The sequence below is a fragment of the Nonomuraea sp. 3N208 genome (assembly GCF_052245935.1).
In the GTDB taxonomy this organism is placed as follows: Bacteria; Actinomycetota; Actinomycetes; order Streptosporangiales; family Streptosporangiaceae; genus Nonomuraea.
In genome coordinates this window covers 1-21349 of record NZ_JBQQBR010000007.1, presented here as the reverse complement: position 1 = coordinate 21349, position 21349 = coordinate 1, and the positions used below count along the sequence as shown (strand labels likewise).

Annotated in this window: 15 protein-coding genes; 11 read left to right on the top strand and 4 right to left on the bottom strand. The window is 68.0% G+C overall.

The annotated features are described in order from the left end of the window. Positions 1 to 11 precede the first annotated feature (11 nt). The 8 genes from selA to nrfD are packed head-to-tail and all read left to right on the top strand — an operon-like array spanning position 12 to position 9461. On the top strand, positions 12 to 1391 hold the full coding sequence (gene selA / locus ACTWPT_RS11920) for an L-seryl-tRNA(Sec) selenium transferase (RefSeq protein ID WP_443177369.1): 1380 nt from the start codon (positions 12 to 14) through the stop codon (positions 1389 to 1391). Continuing rightward, a complete protein-coding gene (locus ACTWPT_RS11915; protein ID WP_443177368.1) occupies positions 1382 to 3193 on the top strand; it encodes a SelB domain-containing protein in 1812 nt (603 codons plus the stop codon). Before selA ends, ACTWPT_RS11915 begins: the two co-directional genes overlap by 10 nt. 27 nt (positions 3194 to 3220) lie before the next feature. Beyond that, positions 3221 to 3748 carry an LLM class flavin-dependent oxidoreductase gene (locus ACTWPT_RS11910; protein ID WP_443177367.1) on the top strand — a complete coding sequence of 176 codons (528 nt, stop codon included), beginning with the start codon at positions 3221 to 3223 and terminating at the stop codon, positions 3746 to 3748. Positions 3749 to 3807: 59 nt separating this feature from the next. Then, positions 3808 to 4383, top strand: a complete 576-nt coding sequence (locus ACTWPT_RS11905) for a hypothetical protein (protein WP_443177366.1) — start codon at positions 3808 to 3810, stop codon at positions 4381 to 4383. Positions 4384 to 4395: 12 nt separating this feature from the next. Beyond that, positions 4396 to 6819, top strand: coding sequence for a formate dehydrogenase-N subunit alpha (fdnG, locus tag ACTWPT_RS11900; RefSeq protein WP_443177365.1), 2424 nt, complete (start codon positions 4396 to 4398; stop codon positions 6817 to 6819). Continuing rightward, positions 6819 to 7736 carry a hypothetical protein gene (locus tag ACTWPT_RS11895; protein ID WP_443177364.1) on the top strand — a complete coding sequence of 306 codons (918 nt, stop codon included), beginning with the start codon at positions 6819 to 6821 and terminating at the stop codon, positions 7734 to 7736. Before fdnG ends, ACTWPT_RS11895 begins: the two co-directional genes overlap by 1 nt. A gap of 2 nt (positions 7737 to 7738) precedes the next feature. Next, on the top strand, positions 7739 to 8566 hold the full coding sequence (locus tag ACTWPT_RS11890; RefSeq protein ID WP_443177363.1) for a 4Fe-4S dicluster domain-containing protein: 828 nt from the start codon (positions 7739 to 7741) through the stop codon (positions 8564 to 8566). Further along, entirely contained in the window at positions 8559 to 9461 is a 903-nt protein-coding gene (gene nrfD / locus ACTWPT_RS11885) for an NrfD/PsrC family molybdoenzyme membrane anchor subunit (protein ID WP_443177362.1), read from the top strand. Before ACTWPT_RS11890 ends, nrfD begins: the two co-directional genes overlap by 8 nt. Before the next feature lie 136 nt (positions 9462 to 9597). On the opposite strand, the gene ACTWPT_RS11880 is transcribed toward nrfD, so the two are convergent. Both ACTWPT_RS11880 and ACTWPT_RS11875 read right to left on the bottom strand, forming a co-directional pair. Continuing rightward, the gene (locus ACTWPT_RS11880; RefSeq protein WP_443177678.1) at positions 9598 to 10599 is read right to left on the bottom strand and encodes an IPT/TIG domain-containing protein; all 1002 of its coding nucleotides are present in this window, start codon (positions 10597 to 10599) and stop codon (positions 9598 to 9600) included. A 99-nt stretch (positions 10600 to 10698) separates the two neighbouring features. Then, the gene (locus tag ACTWPT_RS11875) at positions 10699 to 11487 is read right to left on the bottom strand and encodes an IPT/TIG domain-containing protein (RefSeq protein ID WP_443177361.1); all 789 of its coding nucleotides are present in this window, start codon (positions 11485 to 11487) and stop codon (positions 10699 to 10701) included. A gap of 739 nt (positions 11488 to 12226) precedes the next feature. Between ACTWPT_RS11875 and ACTWPT_RS11870 the strand changes: the two genes are divergently transcribed. Beyond that, the gene (locus ACTWPT_RS11870) at positions 12227 to 13447 is read left to right on the top strand and encodes a YVTN family beta-propeller repeat protein (RefSeq protein ID WP_443177360.1); all 1221 of its coding nucleotides are present in this window, start codon (positions 12227 to 12229) and stop codon (positions 13445 to 13447) included. Positions 13448 to 13873: 426 nt separating this feature from the next. Here ACTWPT_RS11870 and ACTWPT_RS11865 read toward each other — a convergent pair whose 3' ends face one another. Continuing rightward, on the bottom strand, positions 13874 to 14155 hold the full coding sequence (locus tag ACTWPT_RS11865; RefSeq protein WP_443177359.1) for a type II toxin-antitoxin system Phd/YefM family antitoxin: 282 nt from the start codon (positions 14153 to 14155) through the stop codon (positions 13874 to 13876). A gap of 789 nt (positions 14156 to 14944) precedes the next feature. Continuing rightward, positions 14945 to 15214, bottom strand: coding sequence for a hypothetical protein (locus ACTWPT_RS11860; protein ID WP_443177358.1), 270 nt, complete (start codon positions 15212 to 15214; stop codon positions 14945 to 14947). 40 nt (positions 15215 to 15254) lie between these two features. On the opposite strand from ACTWPT_RS11860, the gene ACTWPT_RS11855 reads away from it, so the two are divergent. Together ACTWPT_RS11855 and ACTWPT_RS11850 are read left to right on the top strand one after the other, a co-directional pair. Beyond that, entirely contained in the window at positions 15255 to 21029 is a 5775-nt protein-coding gene (locus ACTWPT_RS11855; protein ID WP_443177357.1) for a LamG-like jellyroll fold domain-containing protein, read from the top strand. A 72-nt stretch (positions 21030 to 21101) separates the two neighbouring features. Then, the coding region (locus ACTWPT_RS11850) for a transposase (RefSeq protein WP_443177356.1) at positions 21102 to 21349 on the top strand (248 nt) is incomplete at its 3' end.

The following is a 21349-nucleotide window of genomic DNA, read 5'->3' as shown; positions in this document are numbered from 1 at the left end:
TGAGGTCACAGATGAAGGATGATCCGCGGCGGCGGATTCCGCGTACCGACGCCGTACTGGCCGACCCCCGGGTGGTGGCGGCGGCCGGTGGCGCGGGCCGGGCCGTCGCCAAGGCCGCGGTCGTCGCTGCGCAGCAGCGGGCCAGGGAAGGGCGGATCGCGCCCGAGGACGTCGTGGCGGCCACCGTGTCCGCCCTGGCCGGCGGCTCCCGCCGGGTGATCAACGCTACGGGCGTCCTCGTTCACACCAACCTGGGCCGCGCTCCGCTCTCGCCCGCCGCGGTCGAGGCGATCAGCGCGGCCGCCGGATGTACGGACGTCGAGTTCGACCCGGTGACGGGGGAGCGGGCGCGGCGCGGGCGGGCGGCGATGGGCGCGCTGGCGGCGGCTGTTCCGGACGCGGAGGACGTACATGTCGTCAACAACAACGCGGCGGCGCTGGTGCTGGCGGCGACCGCGCTGGCGGCCGGGCGGGAGATCGTCATCAGCCGCGGCGAGATGGTGGAGATCGGGGACGGGTTCCGCCTCCCCGATCTACTCCAATCCACGGGCGCTCGACTGCGCGAGGTCGGGACCACCAACCGCACCCACGTCCGCGACTACGCCGACGCCATCGGCGACGGGACCGCGTTCGTGCTGAAGGTCCATCCGTCCAACTTCCGTGTCGAGGGCTTCACCGCCGCCGCCTCGGTCGCGGAGCTGAGCACGCTGCCGGTGCCCGTGGTAGTCGACGTCGGCTCAGGGCTGCTGGCGCCGGACCCGCTGCTGCCGGACGAGCCCGACGTCGGCACGGCGCTGCGTGAAGGAGCTGCGCTGGTGACGGCCAGCGGCGACAAGCTCCTCGGCGGGCCACAGGCGGGGCTGATCCTGGGCCGCGCCGACCTGGTGCAGCGCCTGCGCCGCCATCCGCTCGCCCGCGCCTTACGCGTGGACAAGCTGACCCTGGCCGCCCTGGAGGCGACGCTCCGTTCGGACCCACCAGTTCGGCTCGCGCTCCACACCGACACCGAGCGGTTACGCCGCCGCGCGCACCACGTGGCCGACGTCATCCTCGGCACCCGGCACGAGCAGCGCGCCATGGGGGCCGGCGAGACGGGCGACGGCGTCAACCGGCCGGGCGCGGGCGGGGCGAGCCGTGCTGAGCCGGGCGGGGCGGGGCGGATGGAGTGTGAGGTGGTAGAGAGCGTGGCCGTCGTGGGCGGCGGGGGAGCGCCCGGATGGGAGCTGCCGAGTGTGGCGATCGCCCTGCCCGCGCGCCTCGCCCGCCCGCTCCGCTTGGGCAACCCGGCCGTGGTCGGGCGGGTGGCCGGCGGCCGGCTCCTCCTCGACCTGCGCTCCGTACCGCCCGAACTGGACGACGAGCTGGTGGAGGCGGTGCTGGCATGTACGTGATCGCCACGGCCGGACATGTCGACCACGGCAAGTCCACGCTGGTCCGCGCGCTCACCGGGATGGAACCCGACCGGTGGGCCGAGGAGCGCCGCCGCGGCATGACCATCGATCTCGGCTTCGCCTGGACCACGCTGCCGTCGGGCCGCCGCCTGGCCTTCGTGGACGTGCCGGGGCACGAGCGGTTCGTCACCAACATGCTGGCCGGGCTCGGCCCGGTGCCTGCCGTGATGTTCGTCCTGGCCGCCGACCAGGGCTGGCAGGCCCAGTCCCAGGAGCACTGGGAGGCGATCGAGGCGCTCGGCGTGGAGCGTGGACTGCTGGTGGTCACCCGGTGCGACCTCATGGATCCCGCGCTGGCGGTGGAGGAGGCCCGTGAGCGGATGCCCTCCTGGCCTGTGGTCACGGTGAGCGGTGCCACGGGCGAAGGGCTCGACGACCTCCGCCGCGGGCTCGACCTGCTGGTCTCCACGCTCCCGCCGCCCGACCCCAGGGCTCCGGTGCGGCTGTGGATCGACCGGGCCTTCACGATCACGGGCGCGGGCACGGTGGTCACCGGCACGCTCGCCGGCGGCACGCTCAGAGCCGGGGACCCGCTCGTCCTGGACGGCGAACGGGTACGGGTGAAGGCGCTGCAGATCGCGGGCGAGCCGGTGGACGAGGTCACGGCCACCGCTCGCGTGGCGGTGAACTTGCGCGGTGTCGAGCGCGAGCGGGCAGTGCGCGGGAAGACGCTGCTCACGCCGGAGGCATGGCTGGAGACCGACGTGGTGGACGTGCGGCTGGACGGCGGGCCCGCGCCCCGCGAGGCCGTCCTGCACATCGGGTCGGCCTCGGTGCCGGTACGCGTGCGCGCCATCGGCCCGGCGCGGCCGGGCGCCGGGGCGGTGCGGCTGACGCTGGCCCACGCGCTTCCCCTGCGCGTCGGAGATCGGGCGCTGCTGCGGTGCTCGGGACGGCCGATCACCAGCGTGCTCGTGCTCGACGTGCGGCCACCGACGTTGCGTCGCCGTGGCGCGGCCGCGAAACGCGCGGCCCAGCTGGCGTCGTTCGCCGTCCCGGACGTCGCGGGAGAGCCCGGCGGCGCGGTGCCCCACACGGGGATGGTGACCGGCCGGGCAGGGGCGCCGGGGAGCGGGGTGCCTGATGCCGCCACCGTGCTCGGGTGGCGTGGGGTGGTGCGGCGGTCCGAGCTGGCCGCCATGGGGTGCGATCCGGGAGGGCTCGACGTGCCCGGGGCCGGTGACTGGGCGGTCGATCCCGCGTGGTGGGCGAGGCTGGCGGAGCGGCTCAGGGCGATCGTGGCCGAGCAGCCGGGCATCCCGGTGGACGCCGCGCGTACCGCTCTCGGCCTGCCGGCGCGGGACCTGGTCGAGGCGCTGGTCAAGGGCTGCCCGCCGCTGAACGTGTCCGACGGCAGGATCGACGGAGACGGCGTGCCGGCCGAGGTCGTCAGCGCCGTCGAGCGGCTGCGTGCCGAGCTGGCCGGGACGCCGTACCTCGCGCCGGAGGCGGCGCGGCTGCCCGCGCTCGGCCTCGGCAGCCGGATGGTCGCGCTCGCCGCGCGGGCCGGGATGGTGCTGCGGCTGGCCGACGGAGTGGTGCTGCTACCGGGCGCCGACACTGAGGCGGCGCGGATCCTCGCGACGTTGCCGCAGCCGTTCACGGCGGCGGACGCGCGGGTCGCGCTCGGGACGAACCGGCGGGTCGTGATCCCGCTGCTGGAGCACCTCGACAGGCTCCGCCTCACCCGCAGGATCGACGACCGGCTGAGGGTCGTCGTAGACAGGGGAGCGGCGCCGTGACCGAATCGTGGGCAGGGGAGTGGCGCCGTGACTGAACCGGGCGAGCGGGTGCGGGTCGGGGTTGTGTTGCCGAGGCCACCGGAGGATCCGGGGGAGTGGCTGTCCGACGCGGTGGCGTTCGAGGCGGCCGGGGCCGACGCGCTCTGGATGGAGCACGGCGCGGCGCCGTCGCTCGATCCGCTCACGCTGAGCGCCGCCCTCGCCGCGCTGACCTACCGATCGCTCCTGGTCGTGGCCGTGCCGCAGGCGCCCGCGCCGCGGGTGCTGGCGACGGTGGAGCGGCTGAGCCGCGGACGGCTCGCCCTCATCGCCGGCACCCAGGTGGAGGCTCGCGTGCGGCACGGCGGCGACGGAACGTACGAAGAGGCCGGGGCGGGGCGGTGGGTGTCCGTCGCCGTGCCGTCCGGGCGGGCCGCCTGGCGGGAGACGCTGCGGCTGGCGGCCGAACGCGGCGATCACGGCGTGCTCGTGCCGGCCGATTCGAGACTGCTCGACCTCTTGCGTAACCCCGACGATCCGGGCGGCCGCCATGACCTCCAACTCGCCCAGGGGTAGACGCACAACCGGTCAGATCATACGGTGAAGAAAGTGAACGGCACTGAGGGAGTCCGGTCATGGAGGTCACCCGGCGGCAGTTCCTGAGCATCGGCCCGGCAGGGGCGCTCGGCGGCTCCGCCCTGGGGTTCGACCTGACCGACTCGATCAGGGTCAAGCAGCGGCTCCGTATCGAAGGGGCCACCCTGTCGCACTCGCTCTGCCCGTACTGCGCGGTCGGGTGCTCGCTCATCGCCCACACCAAGAAGGCCGCGAACGGCAAGACGGAGCTGCTGCAGATCGAGGGCGACCCGGACAGCCCGGTCAACGAGGGCACACTGTGCCCGAAGGGCGCGACGTCGCTGCAGCTGGCCGTCTCGCGCAGGCGGGTGCCGCACCCGCTCTACCGCGCGCCGGGAGCGGCGGAGTGGAAGCAGGTCTCCTGGGAGTTCGCGCTCGACCGGCTCGCCAGGAACATCAAGGCCTCGCGTGACGCCACGTTCGTCACCCAGGACGCCGACGGCAACGTCGTCAACCGCTGCGAGGGTGTCGCCTTCGCGGGCGGGGCGGCGTTCAGCTCGGAAGAGGGTTATCTCGCCACGAAGCTGATGAGGGGGTTGGGCCTGGTTCACCTCGAACAACAGGCCCGTGTTTGACACGGTCCCACGGTGGTCAGTTTGGCTGCCACGTTCGGCCGAGGGGCCATGACCAATCATTGGCGTGACATCAGGCACGCCGACCTGATCCTCGTCAACGGCGCCAACCCGGCCGAGGCCCACCCGGTGGGTTTCCGCTGGCTCATGCGGGCCAAGCTCGACAGGGGCGCGAAGATCATCCACGCGGATCCGCGGTTCACGCGGACCTCGGCGGTGGCCGACACCTATGTCCGTATTCGGACCGGCACCGATGTGGCCTACTTCGGCGGCCTCGTCAACTATGTGCTGGCGAATCGGCTCTATCACGATGACTACGTCAGGTGGGCCACCAACGCGGGCTTCGTGGTCAAGGACGGGTACGCCTTCCAGGACGGCATGTTCAACGGCTACGACCAGGAGCAGGGCGTCTACAACACCAAGCTGTGGGCGTACGAGACGGACGACGAGGGCCACGCCAGGATCGAGCTCGACCACCCACGCTCCGTGCTCAACCTGCTCCGCGCCCACTACCAGCGCTACGACCCCGACACCGTCGCCCGCATCACCGGCATCCCGCGCGATCAGTTCCTCCAGGTGGCCAGGCAGGTCGGCGAGATGGGCCGCCCGGACAAGGTCATGACCATCGTGTACGCCGTCGGCCTCACCCACCACACCACCGGCGTGCAGCTCATCCGCTCGGGCGCCATCCTGCAACTGCTGCTCGGCAACATGGGCCGCCCCGGTGGCGGCATGAACGCCGAACGCGGCCACGCCAACATCCAGGGCAACACCGACCACGCCATCTCCTGGGACATCCTGCCCGGCTACCTCCGCATCCCGGCACCAGGCCAGAAGGACATCAAGGCGTATCTGGGCGAGAGCGCCAGCGTCAAGCTGCATGCCAGGGCGGTGAACTTCTTCGGCGAGAACTACCGCCGCTACCTGGTCAGCCTCCTCAAGGCTTGGTACGGCGACGCCGCCACCAAGGACAATGAGTTCGCCTTCGACTACCTGCCCAAGCCCGCCGCCAACGCCTCCTGGATCTCGATCTTCGACCAGGCGCTGCGCGGCAAGATGCAGGGCGTCATGTTGTCCGGGATGACCGCGACCAGCATCGGCCCCGACTCCAACCAGGTGCTCCAGGCGCTGTCGAACCTCAAGTGGCTGTGCGTGATGGACCCGTTCGCCACCACCAGCTCCGAGTTTTGGCAGGCCCCCGGCATGGATCCGGCGAAGATCCAGACCGAGGTGTTCATGCTCCCGGCCACCCACTGGATCGAGAAGGACGGCTCGTTCACCAACAGTGGCCGCTGGGTGCAGTGGAAGGACCAGGTGCTGCCGCCGGAGGGCGAGGCCAGGCACGACCACTGGATACTCTCCGAGCTGTTCCTGCGGGTCAGGGACCTGTACGAAGCCCAAGGCGGGAAGTTCCCCGACCCGGTGCTGAAGATGGCGCTGCCGTACGCCAACCCGCGCAAACCCGAGCTGGACGAGATCGCGCAGGAGATCAACGGCCGGGACCTGCGGACCGGCAAGCGGCTGGCCACGTTCGCCGACCTCAAGGACGACGGCACCACCAGCGCGGGCGACTGGATCTACACCGGCCACTACCCGGAGGAGGGCAACCTGGCCAAGCGGCGGGACGGTGTGCAGGATCCGGCCAAGAACGACCCCAGCGGCATGGGCTTCTACCCGAACTGGGCGTGGAGCTGGCCCGCCAACCGCCGTGTCCTCTACAACCGGGCCTCCGCCGACGAGAACGGCCGGCCATGGGACCCGTCGCGCCCCGGCATCGCCTGGGAGAACGGCGAGTGGGTGGGCGACGTGCCCGACTACCCGCCGACGACCGCGCCGGGCCCCGACGCGCCGCTGCCGTTCATCATGACCGGCGAGGGCGTGGGCCGCCTGTTCAGCAACGCGGTGGCGGACGGGCCGTTCCCCGAGCACTACGAGCCCATCGAGTCGCCCATCGCCAACCCGCTGCATCCGGAGGTGTCGGCGACGCCGGTGGCCTTCAGGTACGACGAGCGGGCCGGGCGGCCGAACCGGTTCGGCACGGTTGCTGACTACCCGTACGTGGCGACCTCGTACCGGCTGACCGAGCACGAGCACTACGTCACGCAGAACGTCGAGCACCTGGTCCAGCTGCAACCGGAGGCGTTCGTGGAGGTGCCGGCCGCGCTGGCGAGGGAGAAGGGCATCTCGACGGGTGACCGCGTGCGGGTGTCGTCCCGGCGGGGCAAGCTCGAGGTGCGGGCCGTGGTGACCAACCGGCTCGGGCCGCTCGACGTGGACGGGCGGAGGGTGTACCAGATCGGCATCCCCATCCACTGGGGGTTCGTGGGCATCAACACCGGGCAGCACTGGCTGGCCAACGCCCTCACCCCGTTCGTGGGGGATGCGAGCTCGCGGACGCCGGAGTACAAGGCGTTCCTGGTGAACATCGAGAAGATCTGATGTTCGCCAGGGAGCGGGTACGTGCCGGGGAATTGCGGGAGCGATATCCGCACGCGGCCGAGGTCCTCGGGCTGTACGTGGCGCTGGTGGAGGCCTGGGAGTCGGTAGGCGACCGCGTCCCGTCCGATGGGGCGGTGGAGTGGGCGCACGTGCACGTGCTGCCCCGCGTCATCGAGGCGACCGCCGCTCATGGCCCCCCGCTTCTGGCGGCCGCGGTCCGCATAGCCGTCGGCAACGGCCTCCTGACCCCGGCTTCGCGCCCCGTTCCGCCCGCCGCCCGCAACGGCCCGCCCGGGACGGCCGCGGGCTCGGGCGGCGGCCTGCTGGACGCCTGGCTCGCCGGTGAGGAGCTCGCGCCCGTGGAGCGCTACCTCGCGCGCGCCACGATGCGCGTCGTCCCGCTCTCCACGCCGCCCGGCCACGAGGCGGCGGAGGGCGACGGGCCGGCGGGCGCCGGAGCCGGCCGGGGAGAGCCAGGGCCCGGGCGCTGTCCCGCGTGCGGCGGAGCGCCGCAGCTCAGTTACCGCCTCGCGAGCGACGACCCGCTCGTGAGCGGCCGCCGCATGCTGCGATGCGCCCGATGCGCCCACGAGTGGACCTTCTCCGCCACCACCTGCCCGCAATGCGGCGAAACAGGTAAGCGAACCGTCCACGTCGAGGCCCCCGCGGAGCCGCAGGAGAGCGGCGGCGCACGGGCCGCACCGCGAGTCGGGCATGGGACCGCCAACGGCGACGCGTTGTTCCCGCACCTCAGGGCCGAGTCTTGCGAGACCTGCCGCCGCTACCTCATCGACATCGACCTCGGCCGCGACCCCCACGCCGTACCGCACGTGGACGAGCTGGCCGCCGTGCCCATCGACCTGCACATGGCCGACCACGGCTACACCAAGATCACGCCCAACCTGATGGGGTTCTGAAGATGCCGCACATCACACCGGGCCAGGCGTACGGGTTCTTCACCGACACCAGCGTGTGCATCGGCTGCAAGGCCTGCGAAGTGGCCTGCAAACAGTGGAACGAGCTGGAGGGCAACGAACCGTCGTTCCTGGACGGCTTCGACAACACCGGCAAGCTGGACGCCGAGAACTGGCGGCACGTGCAGTTCCACGACAACGTACCCGACGAGAGCGTCACCCCGGGCAACGGCAAGGCCTGGCTGATGATGTCGGACGTCTGCAAGCACTGCCAGCAGGCCAGTTGCATGGAGGTCTGCCCGACCAACGCGATCATCCGCACCGAGTTCGACAGCGTCTTCATTCAGCCCGACGTCTGCAACGGCTGCCGCAACTGCATCGCGGCCTGCCCGTACGACGTGATCGGCGCCAGCGACGTGAACGGCATCGCGCAGAAGTGCACGCTCTGCTACGACCGCCTCCAGAACGACATGACCCCGGCTTGCGCCAAGGCCTGCCCCACTGAGTCGATCAAGTTCGGCCCGGTCTCGGAGCTGCGCGAGACGGCCGCCAAGCGCCTGGAGATCCTGCACGCCCAGGGCGTCACGGAGGCCCGCCTGTACGGCCACGACGAGAAGGTGTACGGCGGCCTGAACGCGTTCTTCCTCCTCGTGGACAGACCCGAGAAGTACGGCCTGCCGGACGAGCGCAACGCGGTGCTGCCCAGCCGCAACAACGTCGGCGGCTACCTGACCGCCGCGGCCACCGCGGTCCTGGGCGTGCTCGGCGGCCTGATCGCGCTGCGCCGCCGCAAGGAGAAAGTGACGGAGGCCGAGGGGGAGAGCGATGGATGACGTTCAGCACTTCGCCGGCCCACCCGACTGGCTGTGGTACATCCTGGCGTACTTCTTCCTCGCGGGCCTGTCCGGCGGCTCGTACGTCCTCGCCACCCTGCTCAGGCTGCGCGGCGCCCCCGGCGACGAGCCCATGGCCAGGATCGGCTACTACATCGCCTTCCCGCCGATGCTCATCGCGCCGCTCCTGCTCGCCCTGGACCTCGGCCAGCCGTGGCGCTTCTGGCACATGATGTGGAACACCACCCCAGGTCACCCCGGACTCAACTTCAAGTACTGGTCGCCGATGTCGATCGGCTCCTGGGCGCTGGTCGTGTTCGGCGCGATCACCACGGTCTCCTTCGCCGCGTCACTCGTACGGGACGGAAAGCTCCGTCTTCCCCTCGTGACGTGGCTCGACAACCGCCCGTTCAACATCTTCGGGTCGTTGTTCGGCCTGTTCATCGCGGGCTACACGGGCGTACTGCTGTCGGTGTCGAACCAGCCGGTGTGGAGCGACACCTGGGCCCTCGGCGGGCTCTTCCTCGCCTCCGGCCTGGCCGGCTCGGCCGCGCTGATGGTGCTGCTGGCCCGCTTCCGCCCGGAGGCGCGCCCGAGCGCCGGGATGTTGTCGGTCTCCGAGCGGCTGTATGCGCTGCTGGAGCTGGCGCTGATCGTGGTGTTCGCGGTGACGTTGTTCGCGGCGGGCACTCAGGGGATCGTGTTCGGCCTGCCCTGGCTCGTGTTGTGGCTGGTCGTCCTCGCAGGCCTGGCCCCAGGCCTCTACGGCCTCTTCACCGAGCGGTTGTCGGCAGACGGCGTAGCGGCCCTGCGTCATTCCTTGGCCGTGCCCCTGCTGGTGCTGGCCGGCGTCCTAGCCTTGCGCGCCGCCATCATCTTCAGCGTCCAGGTGTGATGACTGGCAGCCTTTCGAGTACGGCCGGTCGGGTCGGTAGCGAGGACATTCCACCTCCGGCAGGATCCGTCCGGCAGGCAACCGGGTCTGTCCAGAGAGACAGAGCAGACGACTGTGCGGTCTCGAAGAGCGCTCATCACAGGTAGGTGTAAGGAGCGCCAGGAGAGCTCGTGCCGCCGGCTGACACAACCGTGACCATGACCGTCCCAGACCCTTCGGGTGGAGTGGCCACGATCTGGGTGTCGGAGACGATGGAGAACGGAGCGGGGGAGACGCCGAAGAGCACACCTGTGACGTGGGTGAAGTCGGTCCCCACGATGGTGACGGAGTTGCCACCAAAGGACGGTCCCTCGCTCGGGTTCAGGCTCACGATCGTCGGGGCGGCGACATAGCTGTAGTAAACATCGCCCGCACTCGAGCCGCCTGGCGTGACCACGATGATCGGGACAGTGCCGGAACCGCCGGGTGCCGTGGCGTCCACCTGGCTGTCGGAGATCACGGTGAAGCTGGACGCCAGTGTTCCGAACTGTACCTGGGTGGCGCCGGTGAATCCGGACCCGGTGATCGTGGCGATGTTGCCTCCGGCGACAGGGCCTTGACTGGGCGCTATGCCGGTGACGACAGGCGCGGTTGCGGCGAAATAGCAGAACGGCGCCGGATTGCTGGTGCCTGCAGGGGTGGTGACCGTGACGAGGACGGGGGCCGACCCGGTGGCCGGGGCTGTGGCAGTGAGCTGGTTGCTGGAGACCACGGTGAAGCTGGACGCCTGCCCTCCGAAGCGCACCTGGGTGGTGCCGGTGAATCCGCTGCCCGTGATCGTGACTACGGTTCCGCCCGCTTCCGGACCCGTGTTCGGCGCCAGAGTGGTGATGATCGGGGCCGGTGCGTTCACGTAGGTGAACGGGACCGTTTGAGTGCTGGTGCCAGAAGAGCCGGTCACCGTCACATTGACCGTGCCTGTGCCTGGTGGGGAGATGGCGGTGATCGTGGTGCTGGAGACCAGGACGAAGCCGGCGGCCCGTGTCCCGCCGAATCTCGCAGCGGAGGCCCCGGCGAACCCGCTGCCGGTGATGGTCACGCTCGTGCCACCCGCGGAGGAGCCCTGATTGGGGGTCACGCTGTTGACGACGGGGGCCATGGTCGTCACGTCCTCTCGGGAGCGTCCGGATGAGCGTTGATGGACGTCGGGGCAGCGCCTGATCGCGTCGCCCCGACGGTTGCGTGTCCTCGCCGAAGCTCAGACGTAGGTGAAGGTAGCGGCGGCGCTGTCCCCGCCAGGTGTGCTGACGATGACGTCCTGAGCGCCGGCGATGGGACCTGTTGGGGCGGTGGCCAGAATTTGCGTGTCGGACATGGAGGTGAAGTCGGCATCAACGCCGCCAAAAGTGACGCTGATGGTCGAGCCGGCGAATCCGGTGCCCGTGATGAGGACCTCGGTGCCTGCCGGGCCGGTGTCCGGTTCGAGATCTGTGATCACGGGAGTGTCGTAGAGTGCCACGGCGTTGGCGACGGTGAACGTGCCGCCTGCTGTACGCACCGAGGCGCTCCTGAGCTGGAACCATGGCGCGGCCGTGAGTTCGGCTATCGCCACGGGGGTCGCCGTGACCTGGGTGTCGCCAGTAGGAGGCGTGAGAGTCGCTGTCACGCCCGCGAACTGCACCTGGTTCGTTGTCAGCAGGCCAGTGCCGGTGAACGTGACAGCGGAGGGCGCGGTGGCCGATCCTTCGAACGGCGCGACATCGGCGACGAACGGGGACCCGATGTAGAACAGCGGCAGCGAGCTGCTCGTGCCGCCGCCGGTGCCGCTGACGACGACGCTGACACCGGCGGGCCCGCACCCGGAGGGAAGCGTGCACGTGGCTACTGTGCCGGTGTTCGTGGTGGGAGTGACGCTCTTTGCTCCAATCCTGATGGTGGCGGTCACCGTGGTGCCGAGACCAGTGCCGTTGACGGTAAGAGTCTGGCCGAAGCTTCCCTGGTTGGTGTTCTGCGGTGCGACGCTGATTGACGTGATGACTGGTGCCATTTGATTGATCCTTTGACTGATCCTTCTCTCGGACGCGTGGGGCTTCTATGAAAGATGAGCTATGAGAGGCCTCCTTTCAGCTGGGCATGGCAGGATTCGGAGCGACGGGATGAGAAGTGCATGGCAGGCATATGTGAGCCGCTGACCATCTATGCAGCCTGAGCGGGACCGTGCGGCGTGCTCGCCGTTCTTGTATGCCGGCACCGTCGCCGTGACGCTCATGCGATTCTCGGCCGATCGAAGCCCAGATCTTTGAATGATCTGAAGTCGGTCAATTACTTCGATCAATACCGTTCATTGATAACTTGATTAGACACTCTTTGATGATCCAAGTAAAGATTCTCAGAAAGAGATTTACCAAATGCATTGTGTGGTGCCCCGAAGATGGTTTAGGCGTTCATGAGATTGGGGCGGTTTGCTGAGCAAATATCTCAAAAAGGATATCTCTGACAAAGGGTCTAAGCTGCCTTTGGGAACGTTGATCCCGAACGGCGGCAGAACGATCCGATCCGGCCTCAATCCAGAAACGTGCCAATTCATCGCCCCGATGAGGCAAGCCTGCGTGCCGCACCTCTCGGCGAAATGTCATGCATATGTAGAACCGAACCATGTGATCGTCGATATGGAGGTTCCAATGCTGTGGCTTCGGCTGGGCGTGGCTGGACGTCGTCCTTCGGTGCTGCCGGGTCGACGTGATGCTCGGGGATGGTGGTCCCGTATCCGAGCATCGGGGGCAGGGATGGTCATAGCGGTCGGGTTGATGGCGCTGATGGCGGTCGCCGCCCCTGTGCCGGCTCTCGCGGAGCCTCGGGAGTTCGCCTATGTGACCAATTCGCTCTCGAACACCGTGTCCGTGATCAATACCGCTACCGACACCGTTGTCGCCACCATCGCCGTGGGAAACAACCCTCAGGGGGTCGCCGTCGCCCCCGACGGCACCCGTGCCTACGTGACCAACGGAGACTCGAATACCGTGTCAGTGATCGACACAGGTGCCAACGCGGTCATCGCCACCATTCAAGTTGAATCACTCCCCTTCGGAGTGGCGGTCTCTCCCCGCGGCGACCGCGTCTATGTGACCAATTCGTCGTCGGACAGAGTGTCGGTGATCAACGCCGTCACCAATACCGTCATCGCCACCATCCCGGTCGGCGACTTCCCCGTCGCCGTGACCTTCAGTCCGAATGGCACACGTGCCTACGTGGCCAACGCGGGGCAATTCTCCACCGAGGTGTCGATGATCGACACCGCCACCAATACCGTCACCCCCATCCTGGTCGGCCTCACTCCTGCCGGGGTGGACGTCACTCCCGATGGCACCCGTCTCTACGTGGTGAATCGCGGGTCCGGGACCGTGTCGGTGATCCGCACCACCGACAACGCCCTCATCGCCACCATCCCGCTGGGCATTGATATTGAGCCTCAGCGAGTGGTGATCAACCCGGGCGGCACCCTGGCCTACGTGACCGACTCGTTGTTGAGCACCGTGTCGGTGATCCGCACCGACGCCAACGCCGTCATCGCCACCATCCCGGTGGGCCTGAGTCCTGTGGGGGTGGCGATCTCAAGGAATGGCACCCGTGTCTACGCAGCCAACGGAGGATCGGACAGCATCTCCGTGATCGACGCGGCCGCGAATACAGTCATCAGAACGATCGCCGTCGGCGATGCACCCCTCGGTGTGGCGGTGGGTGGGACCGGTGGCGTGACCCGTCGCGATGGTCCGCCCAGCGTGGCCGGCCAGAAGACCCAGGAAGTCGGCCAGAAGACCCAGGAAGAAGGAGGCATCACTTCGGACAGGGCCGGAAAGGGCAGGTCCAACCAGGACCAACACGACGTGTCGACTGCGGAGCAGGCAGGGCGCAACAGTGGGCAGGTCAAAGTGGAGGTCGATCATGAGCAGGCGACCAAGGGCAGGCGCAAGGCGCATCGCGGAGGTAACCACCGAGCAGGTCGCTGACGATGCACTCGCGTGGGCCGAGGAAATGCTGCCGATTGCAGGAGAGGCGTGGACTGAGGAGTAGGTGCGCGCCGCCGTGATCTTCAGCGTCCAGGTGTAGCAGGGTCAGGGGGCGAGGACGGTCTCGCCATCCAGCCGCCCACCGGCAAGTCCGTGATCCGGCCTGCCATGGTGTCCGCGACCCTGCGCAGCTTGTGCGCTACCTCAGTGAGGACACGGTCGTCACACTCAGGGCGCTCCTCACCGCGGACCAGCCCATGGACGAGGTACGGCTGAGCCCGGACGGCCGCTTCCTGGCCACCCACAGGCTCGGCTCGACCAAGGTCACGGTGAACGGACGGGACTTCGAAGCCAGGCCACCCTGCGCTCAACTTCAGCGGGAGAAGAGCACGGTGTACGGCTCGGCGGGCTCGGGCGGTGAGGTGCTCACTCGGCCTGACCCCGGCGGCGCTCCAGCTCGGCACGGACTTCGTCGGTGAAGGTATCTCCCGAGGCGAAGTCCTCGCGGGAAGCGCGCAGGTCGGCCAAGGTCTCGTTGTCGCTGAGGATCTCAAGGGTCTCCTGCATCGACCGATATTCGGCCACGGAGATCAGCATGACCTCGGCGCGGCCGTTGCGGGTAATGGTGAAGTGGTCATGCTCGCGGGCGACACGGTCAGCGAGTTCGGCGATGCGAGCCTTGGCCTCGGTGATCGGAATGGTCTCCATACAGGTCATTTTCGCGACCGGTCGCAAGTATGACCACCGCTGGCTTGCGTCGGCAGAGGGGTGCCCTCGCGCTCCGGAGGACCCGGAAGCGATCCGCCTAGTCACCCGAGACACTTCGCCATCGCGCGAGCTTGGCTCGCTGTGGCTAGTAACGGAGTGTCGCTTACCGGATATTTCCGATTTGTGATAATCGCGCGCCTTGCCGTATAGGTCGGATTTCTTTACGTTGATCGTCGGATGTTGATTGGCTCCGAGCCGCGCGGGAGAGCGCCTGTGGCCCTGCGGTAGAGAGCGACGTTGGTGCCCCTGTCGGTGTCTTTCGTTGTGGTTCGGAGTGTGACGGCATATGCGCCGGTATTTGGCGTGGGCTCGTTCTGGGCGGACGTCTGCCGTGGTGGCGGCGACTCTCATGAGTCTGGTGCCGGGGCTGCTCGGTTTGCAACCGTTACCGGCGGTTGCCGATGCGGTTGCACCGGCAGCGGCCGTCGCTTTCCAAGGCTCTCCGGGGACGCCGAAGCAGGCGTTCGGTTCCACGAAAGACCTACCGACGCTCACCGCGAGCGAGGCGACGCGGACTTCTGCCGAGGCGGACACGCCGGAGAAAGACGTCGAGGCACCCAAGAACGCGTTGCCGCGGGAAGAGCGTGAAGGTGTCACGCGGGAGGCCAGGACGGCCGAAAAGCCCGTGAGCGGTGCTTCGGCGTTCATGGCGCAGTTGGCGGCAGAGCCGCCGTGTGGTTCGTATCAGCCATGGAGGTACGGCGTTTACGTCGCGTACGGGACGTATGTCTATTCGGGCGGGCGGATCTGGATGGCCACCCAGAACATTCCTTCCAGCCTCAACACGTACCCGCCGCACGAACTCGAAGCCGGGTGGATGTTGGTCGGTCCGTGTCCGAAGCCGCCGGCGCCGACGATCACCTCGATGTCTCCGGACAACGGCCTGCAGTTGATGACGACCAGGCCGACGTTCAGCGCTACGGCCACCACATGGGCGGGCGGCACGATCAGCTTCGACTTCGAGGTGTGCGACACCGCGTCGATGTACGGCTGCCGCACCTACAACGACTGCTGTCGGACCTCTTCGGGCAGCATAACCGTGCCGGATGGCGTGCTGGCCTGGGGGCGCCAGTACTGGTGGCGGCTCGTGGTCAGGGATGCCTCCACCATCGGCGGCCAGAGCGCGTACTCGCCGATACGGACGTTCGTTATCGGTGTGCGCCAGCCGACGATCACCTCGCAATTGTCGACGTCTGGCGGGAGCGGCCAAGAGTTTCATCAGCTGGCCGGTAACTACACCACCCGGTTCACCGACGCCCAGGTGAGCACGGCCGGGCCGCCGCTGTCGGTGGTGCGCTCGTACAACAGCATGGATCCGCGACGCAACGGCATCTTCGGCGCCGGCTGGTCGACCCGGTGGGACATGCGGATCGTCGCGGAGCAGATCAGGGGCCGGGAGTCGCTGCTGGTCACCTATCCGGACGGGCGCCAGGTGCGTTTCGCGAAGAAGGATGACGGCAGCTATCAGCCTCCACCCGGCCTGCACGCGACGCTCGCTGAGGCGTCGAAGTCGCCGACCTGTCCAGCGGGGACGACGTGCACCGGTTGGGCATTGATGGACAAATCGTCGACGTCGTACGTGTTCGACGAGAGCGGGCGACTGACGAAGATCGTCGATGGGCGCGGGCGTGCGCAGACGCTCGTGTACGGGCAGGACGGCAAGTTGGCCCAGGTCACCGCGCTGGGGGGCCGGTCGCTCCAGTTTTCCTGGACCGGTGCCCACGTCACGTCGGTATCCACGACGCCTGTCGACGGCAAGGCGCTGACGTGGACCTACTCCTACAACGGTGACGTCTTGGAGAAGGTGTGCAATCCCGCCGAGGGCTGCACGCAATACGGCCACGCCTCCGGATCGCTGTATCGAACCACCGTGCTGGACTCCGATCCCCTGGGGTATTGGCGGCTGGGCGAGAGCACCGGGACCGAGGCGAAAGACCTCGGCTGGAACAACCAGAGCATCCATTACGGCGGCGGCACGATCGGTACACCTGGTGCGCTGGCCGGAACGCCGGACACCGCCATCGAACTGGACGCCGACGACTCCCTCTCCCTGCCGAACTACATGCTCCCGCGGGTGGAAAAGTGGACGTCGTTCGAGACCTGGTTCAAGACGACCGGCACGGGCCCGATCCTGCAGCTGCAATACAAGTGGTACGCGACCAAACACTCGATGCTGCAAGTTGCAGCCGACGGCAAGCTGTCGGCGTCCTACCTGCCCACCACTACGCCCATCACCTCCGGGGCCGCGGTCAACGACGGTGCCTGGCACCATGTCGTGCTGACCGTCGCAGGCGATACGCAAACGCTGTACTTGGACGGCCAGGCCGCAGGGACGCTCACCGCGACGATTGACGACCCCGAGGACTGGCATTACGCGTGGGTTGGCGGGCTGGCCGCAAGCATCGACGAGGTCGCCGTCTACGATCGCCCGCTGTCCGCCACCGAGGCCGCCACCCACTTTGCTGCCCGCGCCGCTGCACCGAACAAGCTCACCCAGGTCGTTCTCCCCTCCGGGCGTATCTGGGCCGCCAACGTCTATGACGCGGCCAGCGACCGCCTCACGGCTCACACCGACCAGCACGGCGGCACCTGGAAGATCGGCGAACCCGCCCACGACCGCATCACCGGCATGAGCACGGTCACTGTGACCGACCCGCAGGACGGCACCCAGCAGTACGTGCACGACGTCTGGCGCGGCTACCGACTTACCTCCGTCACCGACCAGCTGGGCAAGAAGACGACCTACAGCTACGACACCGGCGGTTTCCTGCAGACCATCGCGGATGCGAACCTCAACACCGTCACCGGCTATAACGACGCCCGCGGCAACGTGCTTGAGCGCAGGACCTGCCGAACGACCAGCAGTTGCCAGATCGTCCGCAGCGAGTACTCCCTGAACGCCACCAATCTGTTCGACCCGCGCAATGACCGTCTGCTCAAAGTCCGCGATGCCCGGTCGGGCAGCGCCACCGACAACACCTACGCGACCACCTTCGAGTACGACACCTACGGCGAGCAGACCAAGCAGACCATCCCGGCCACGCTTGATTTCCCCAACGGCCGCTCTGCCACCGTCGCCTACACCGACGGCAGCGAACCCGCCGTAGGCGGCGGCACCACCCCGGCCGGACTGGTCAAGACCCGCACCGACGCCAAGAACAACAGCACGACCTTCGGCTACAGCGCCGCGGGCGATCTCGCGGAGCAGACCGACCCCACCGGTCTGGTCACCACGTTCGAACACGACGCGTTAGGCCGCGTAACGGCGCAAACGCAGATCTCCGACGCCGAGCCTGGCGGCGTGAAGACCACCTTCACCTACGACAACCTCGGTCGACTGGCCACTCAAACGGCACCGGGCGTGAAGAACGAGATCACCGGTGTCACGCACACGGCGAAGACCAGCTACACCTACGACCCGGACGGCAACACGCTCACCGAGACCGTCACTGACCTGACCGGCGGCGATCCCGAGCAGACCAGGACCTACACCTACGACACCTACGGCCACCAGGAGACCAGCACCGACGCGGAGGGTGGTGTGGTCCGCACCAGCTGGGACAAGCTCGGCCTGCAAGCGACCATCACCGACGAGCTCGGCTCGGTGTTCGGCTACACCTACACCAAGCGCGGCGAGCTGGCCTCGCGCACGGTGAAGAACTGGACCGGCAGCCCGGTCAACCCGCAACCCGCCAAGGAGATCACGCTCGAGTCGTTCTCCTATGACCCCGGTGGGCGCCTGGCCGCGCGGGTGGACGCGATGGGCCGCAAGACCTCCTACACCTACTACGGCGACGACCTTCTGTCGCAGGTGATCGGCGACGATGTCAAGCTGAATAGCTCCACCACCGCCAAGGACGTGGTGCTGGAAGCCGACACCTACGACGCGGCGGGCAACCTCACCCAGCAGGTGATCGGGGCCGACCCCATCTCTGGCGCAGGTATCACCACCACCGCGTACGTCTACGACGCCGCTGGCCGCCTCACCTCGGCCACGCTCGACCCGAACAAGCTCAAGCGCAAGACCGCCTTTGAATACGACGCCGACGATCTGGCGACGAAGGAGACGCGAACCGGAGCGGGCACGACGCGCCAAGAGATCATCACCTACGCCTACAACGCCGCCGGCATCAGGACCCGGCAGACGGTGGAAAACGGCGACCAAGATCTCACCACCACCTGGACGGTCGACGACCGCGGCCTGATCACCGCCACAACCGACCCACGCGGCAACGCCGACGGGGCCAGCGCCGACGGCTACACCACCACCCACCGCTACGATGCCCTCGGCCGCCTGATCGAGATCAAGGCCCCCGGCGTGCAGATCGACAAGGCCGGGACCGCCGAGCAGGGGCGCCCCACAAGCAAGATCGGCTACAACACCGCGGGCTGGCAAACCCATGTCGTCGATCCGGAGGGGCACCTGGCCACCGCCGGTTTCGACCGGATGGGCCGGCGTACGTCGCTGACCGCCATGCCCTACACGCCACCCGGCGGCCCCGCGGTCACCCCCAAGATGGGCTACGCCTACGACGCCGCGGGACGTCTGATCAAGACGACCGACCCACGCGGGCAGGTCACCACGACCGAGTACGACGCGCTCGGTAACCCGGTCCGGGTGACCGATCCGCCCGCCGCACAGGGGCAGCCCGCCGGGCAGTGGGTGTCGGAGTACGACCTGGCAGGCGAGAAGCTGGCGGCGATCGACCCGACCGGCGCCCGCAGCGAGGCCACCTACGACGACCTGGGACGGCAGATCACCACCACCGTGATCGAACGACGCCCCAGCAGCGCGGCCTACACCACCACCCTCGAGTACAACGACGCCGGCTACCTCACCAAACAGGTCCAGCCCGGTAACAAGACCACCGGCTACACCGTGAACGCCGCCGGACAGGTCACGGCGGAGACCGATCCGAACAACAACACCTCCACGTTCGCCTACGACCTATTGGGCCGGCTGCACAAGGCGACCAACGCCCTCAGCAATGCGGCAACCGCCGAATATGACCTGGCCGGCCGCGCAACGGTCGTGAACCGTCTCGACAGTACAGGCGCCACGGTCAAGACCGAGAGCTACGGCTACGATCCTGCGGGCAACGCCATCCGACACACCTCGGGCGAGGGACACCTCACTCGCCGCGCCTACGATGCGACCAACCTGCTGACCGAGCTGGTCGAGCCCGTTTCCGCCACCGAGTCGATCACGACCAGCTTCGGCTACGACGCCACCGGCGCCCGCACCCGCGTCACCGACGGCCGCGGCAACGCGACCTGGACCAGCTACAACAGCCTCGGCTTGATCGAGACCCTGACTGAGCCCGCCACCGCCGCTCATCCTGCGTTGGCTGACCGTACCTGGACGCACGTCTACGACGCCGCAGGCAACGAGACCGCGCTCATCCAACCCGGTGGGGTACGCCTGGACCGCCAGTACGACGCCCTCAACCGGCTCACTCAGGTCAGCGGTTCCGGAGCGGGCATCGTCGCCACCGACAAGACCTACGCCTACGACCTGGCCGACCGTCCCATCACGGTCGGAGATCACAGCCTGGAATTCAACGACCGCAACCTGCTGACGAAGGTCTCCGCCCCTTCCGGAACCACCAGCGCCTTCGCCTACGACGCGCTCGGCAACCCCACGCAGCGCGTTGATGCGACCGGCACCACCAGCTACACCTGGGACACCGGCAACCGGCTCAAGAGCGTCACCGACCCGGTCAGCGGCCGCGTCAACACCTACGACTACGACAAGGCCGACCGGCTCACCACCATCACCTCGGCCACCCCCGCCAACACCCAGAGCTACACCTACGATGCCCTGAACCGGCCGACCAGCCACACCCTGAAGAACAGCAGCGGCGGCCAGCTCGCCAAAATCACCTACGGCTGGGACAAGGACAACAACCTCACCTCGAAAATCACCGAAGGGCTCGCCGGCGCCGGAAGCAACACCTACGGCTACGACCACGCCGGCAGGCTCACGTCCTGGACCGGCCCCGACAGCACCACCACCGCGTATGAATGGGACGCCGCCGGCAACCGCACCCGTGCCGGCACCAAGACCTACACCTACGACGAACGCAACCGGCTCACCGCGGGGGATGGCAGCACCTACACCTACAGCCCCCGTGGCACTCTGACCTCCCAGACCAAAGAGGGCAACACCCGGCACGTCACCTTCGACGCCTTCGACCGCCTCGTCAACGACGGCGACACCGCCTACACCTACGACGTCTTCGACCGCATGCTCACCCGCCAAAAAACGGGTAGCAGCCAGCAGCGGTTCCTCTACGCCGGACTCGACAACGACATCGTCGCCATCACCGACCAGACCGGCGCCACACAAGCCTCCTACGGCCGCGACCCGTACGGCGACCTGGTCAGCGTCAAGGAAGCCGGCAACCCTGCCCTCGGCGCCCTGACCGATCTCCATCAAGACCTGATCGGTACTTTCTCCGGCACCACCCTGTCCAGCACCACCACCTACAACCCCTTCGGTGAGGTCTCTGCCCAGACCGGCACCAAACCCACCCTGGGCTACCAGAGCGAATACACCGACCCCGACACCGGCAACGTCAACATGCACGCCCGCTGGTACCAGCCCGGCACCAGCACCTTAACCTCACGCGACAGCTGGAATCTCGAGCCGAACCCGTCAACCCGCATGAACCGCTACGGATACGGTCAGGCAAACCCGCTCACGCATACCGACCCTACGGGCCACAAGCCCGCAGATGATCCAGACTATGAGTGGTGCAAATTTTGGGAATGGCATTGCCTCAGAGGGCGGTCCGCGGGTCTATGCCCCTGATGTCGTAGTGTGATCGAGTGAATCTGTAGCGTTATGCCTGACTGGTGGGCGTGGGTGTGCTGAGATGGCCGGGTGAGTGAACGCAAGCCGTACGCGAGCGACTTATCCGATGAGCGGTGGGCCCTGATCGAGCCGGTGATCACGGCGTGGAAGGCCGCCCACCCCTCGGTCAGCGGCCACCAGGGCAAATACCAGATGCGGGAGATCGTTAACGCGATCCTGTATCAGAGCCGGACCGGCTGCCAGTGGAGCTTGCTGCCCCATGACCTGCCACCTCGCAGCGCGGTCATGTACTACTACACCGCCTGGCGTAAGGACGG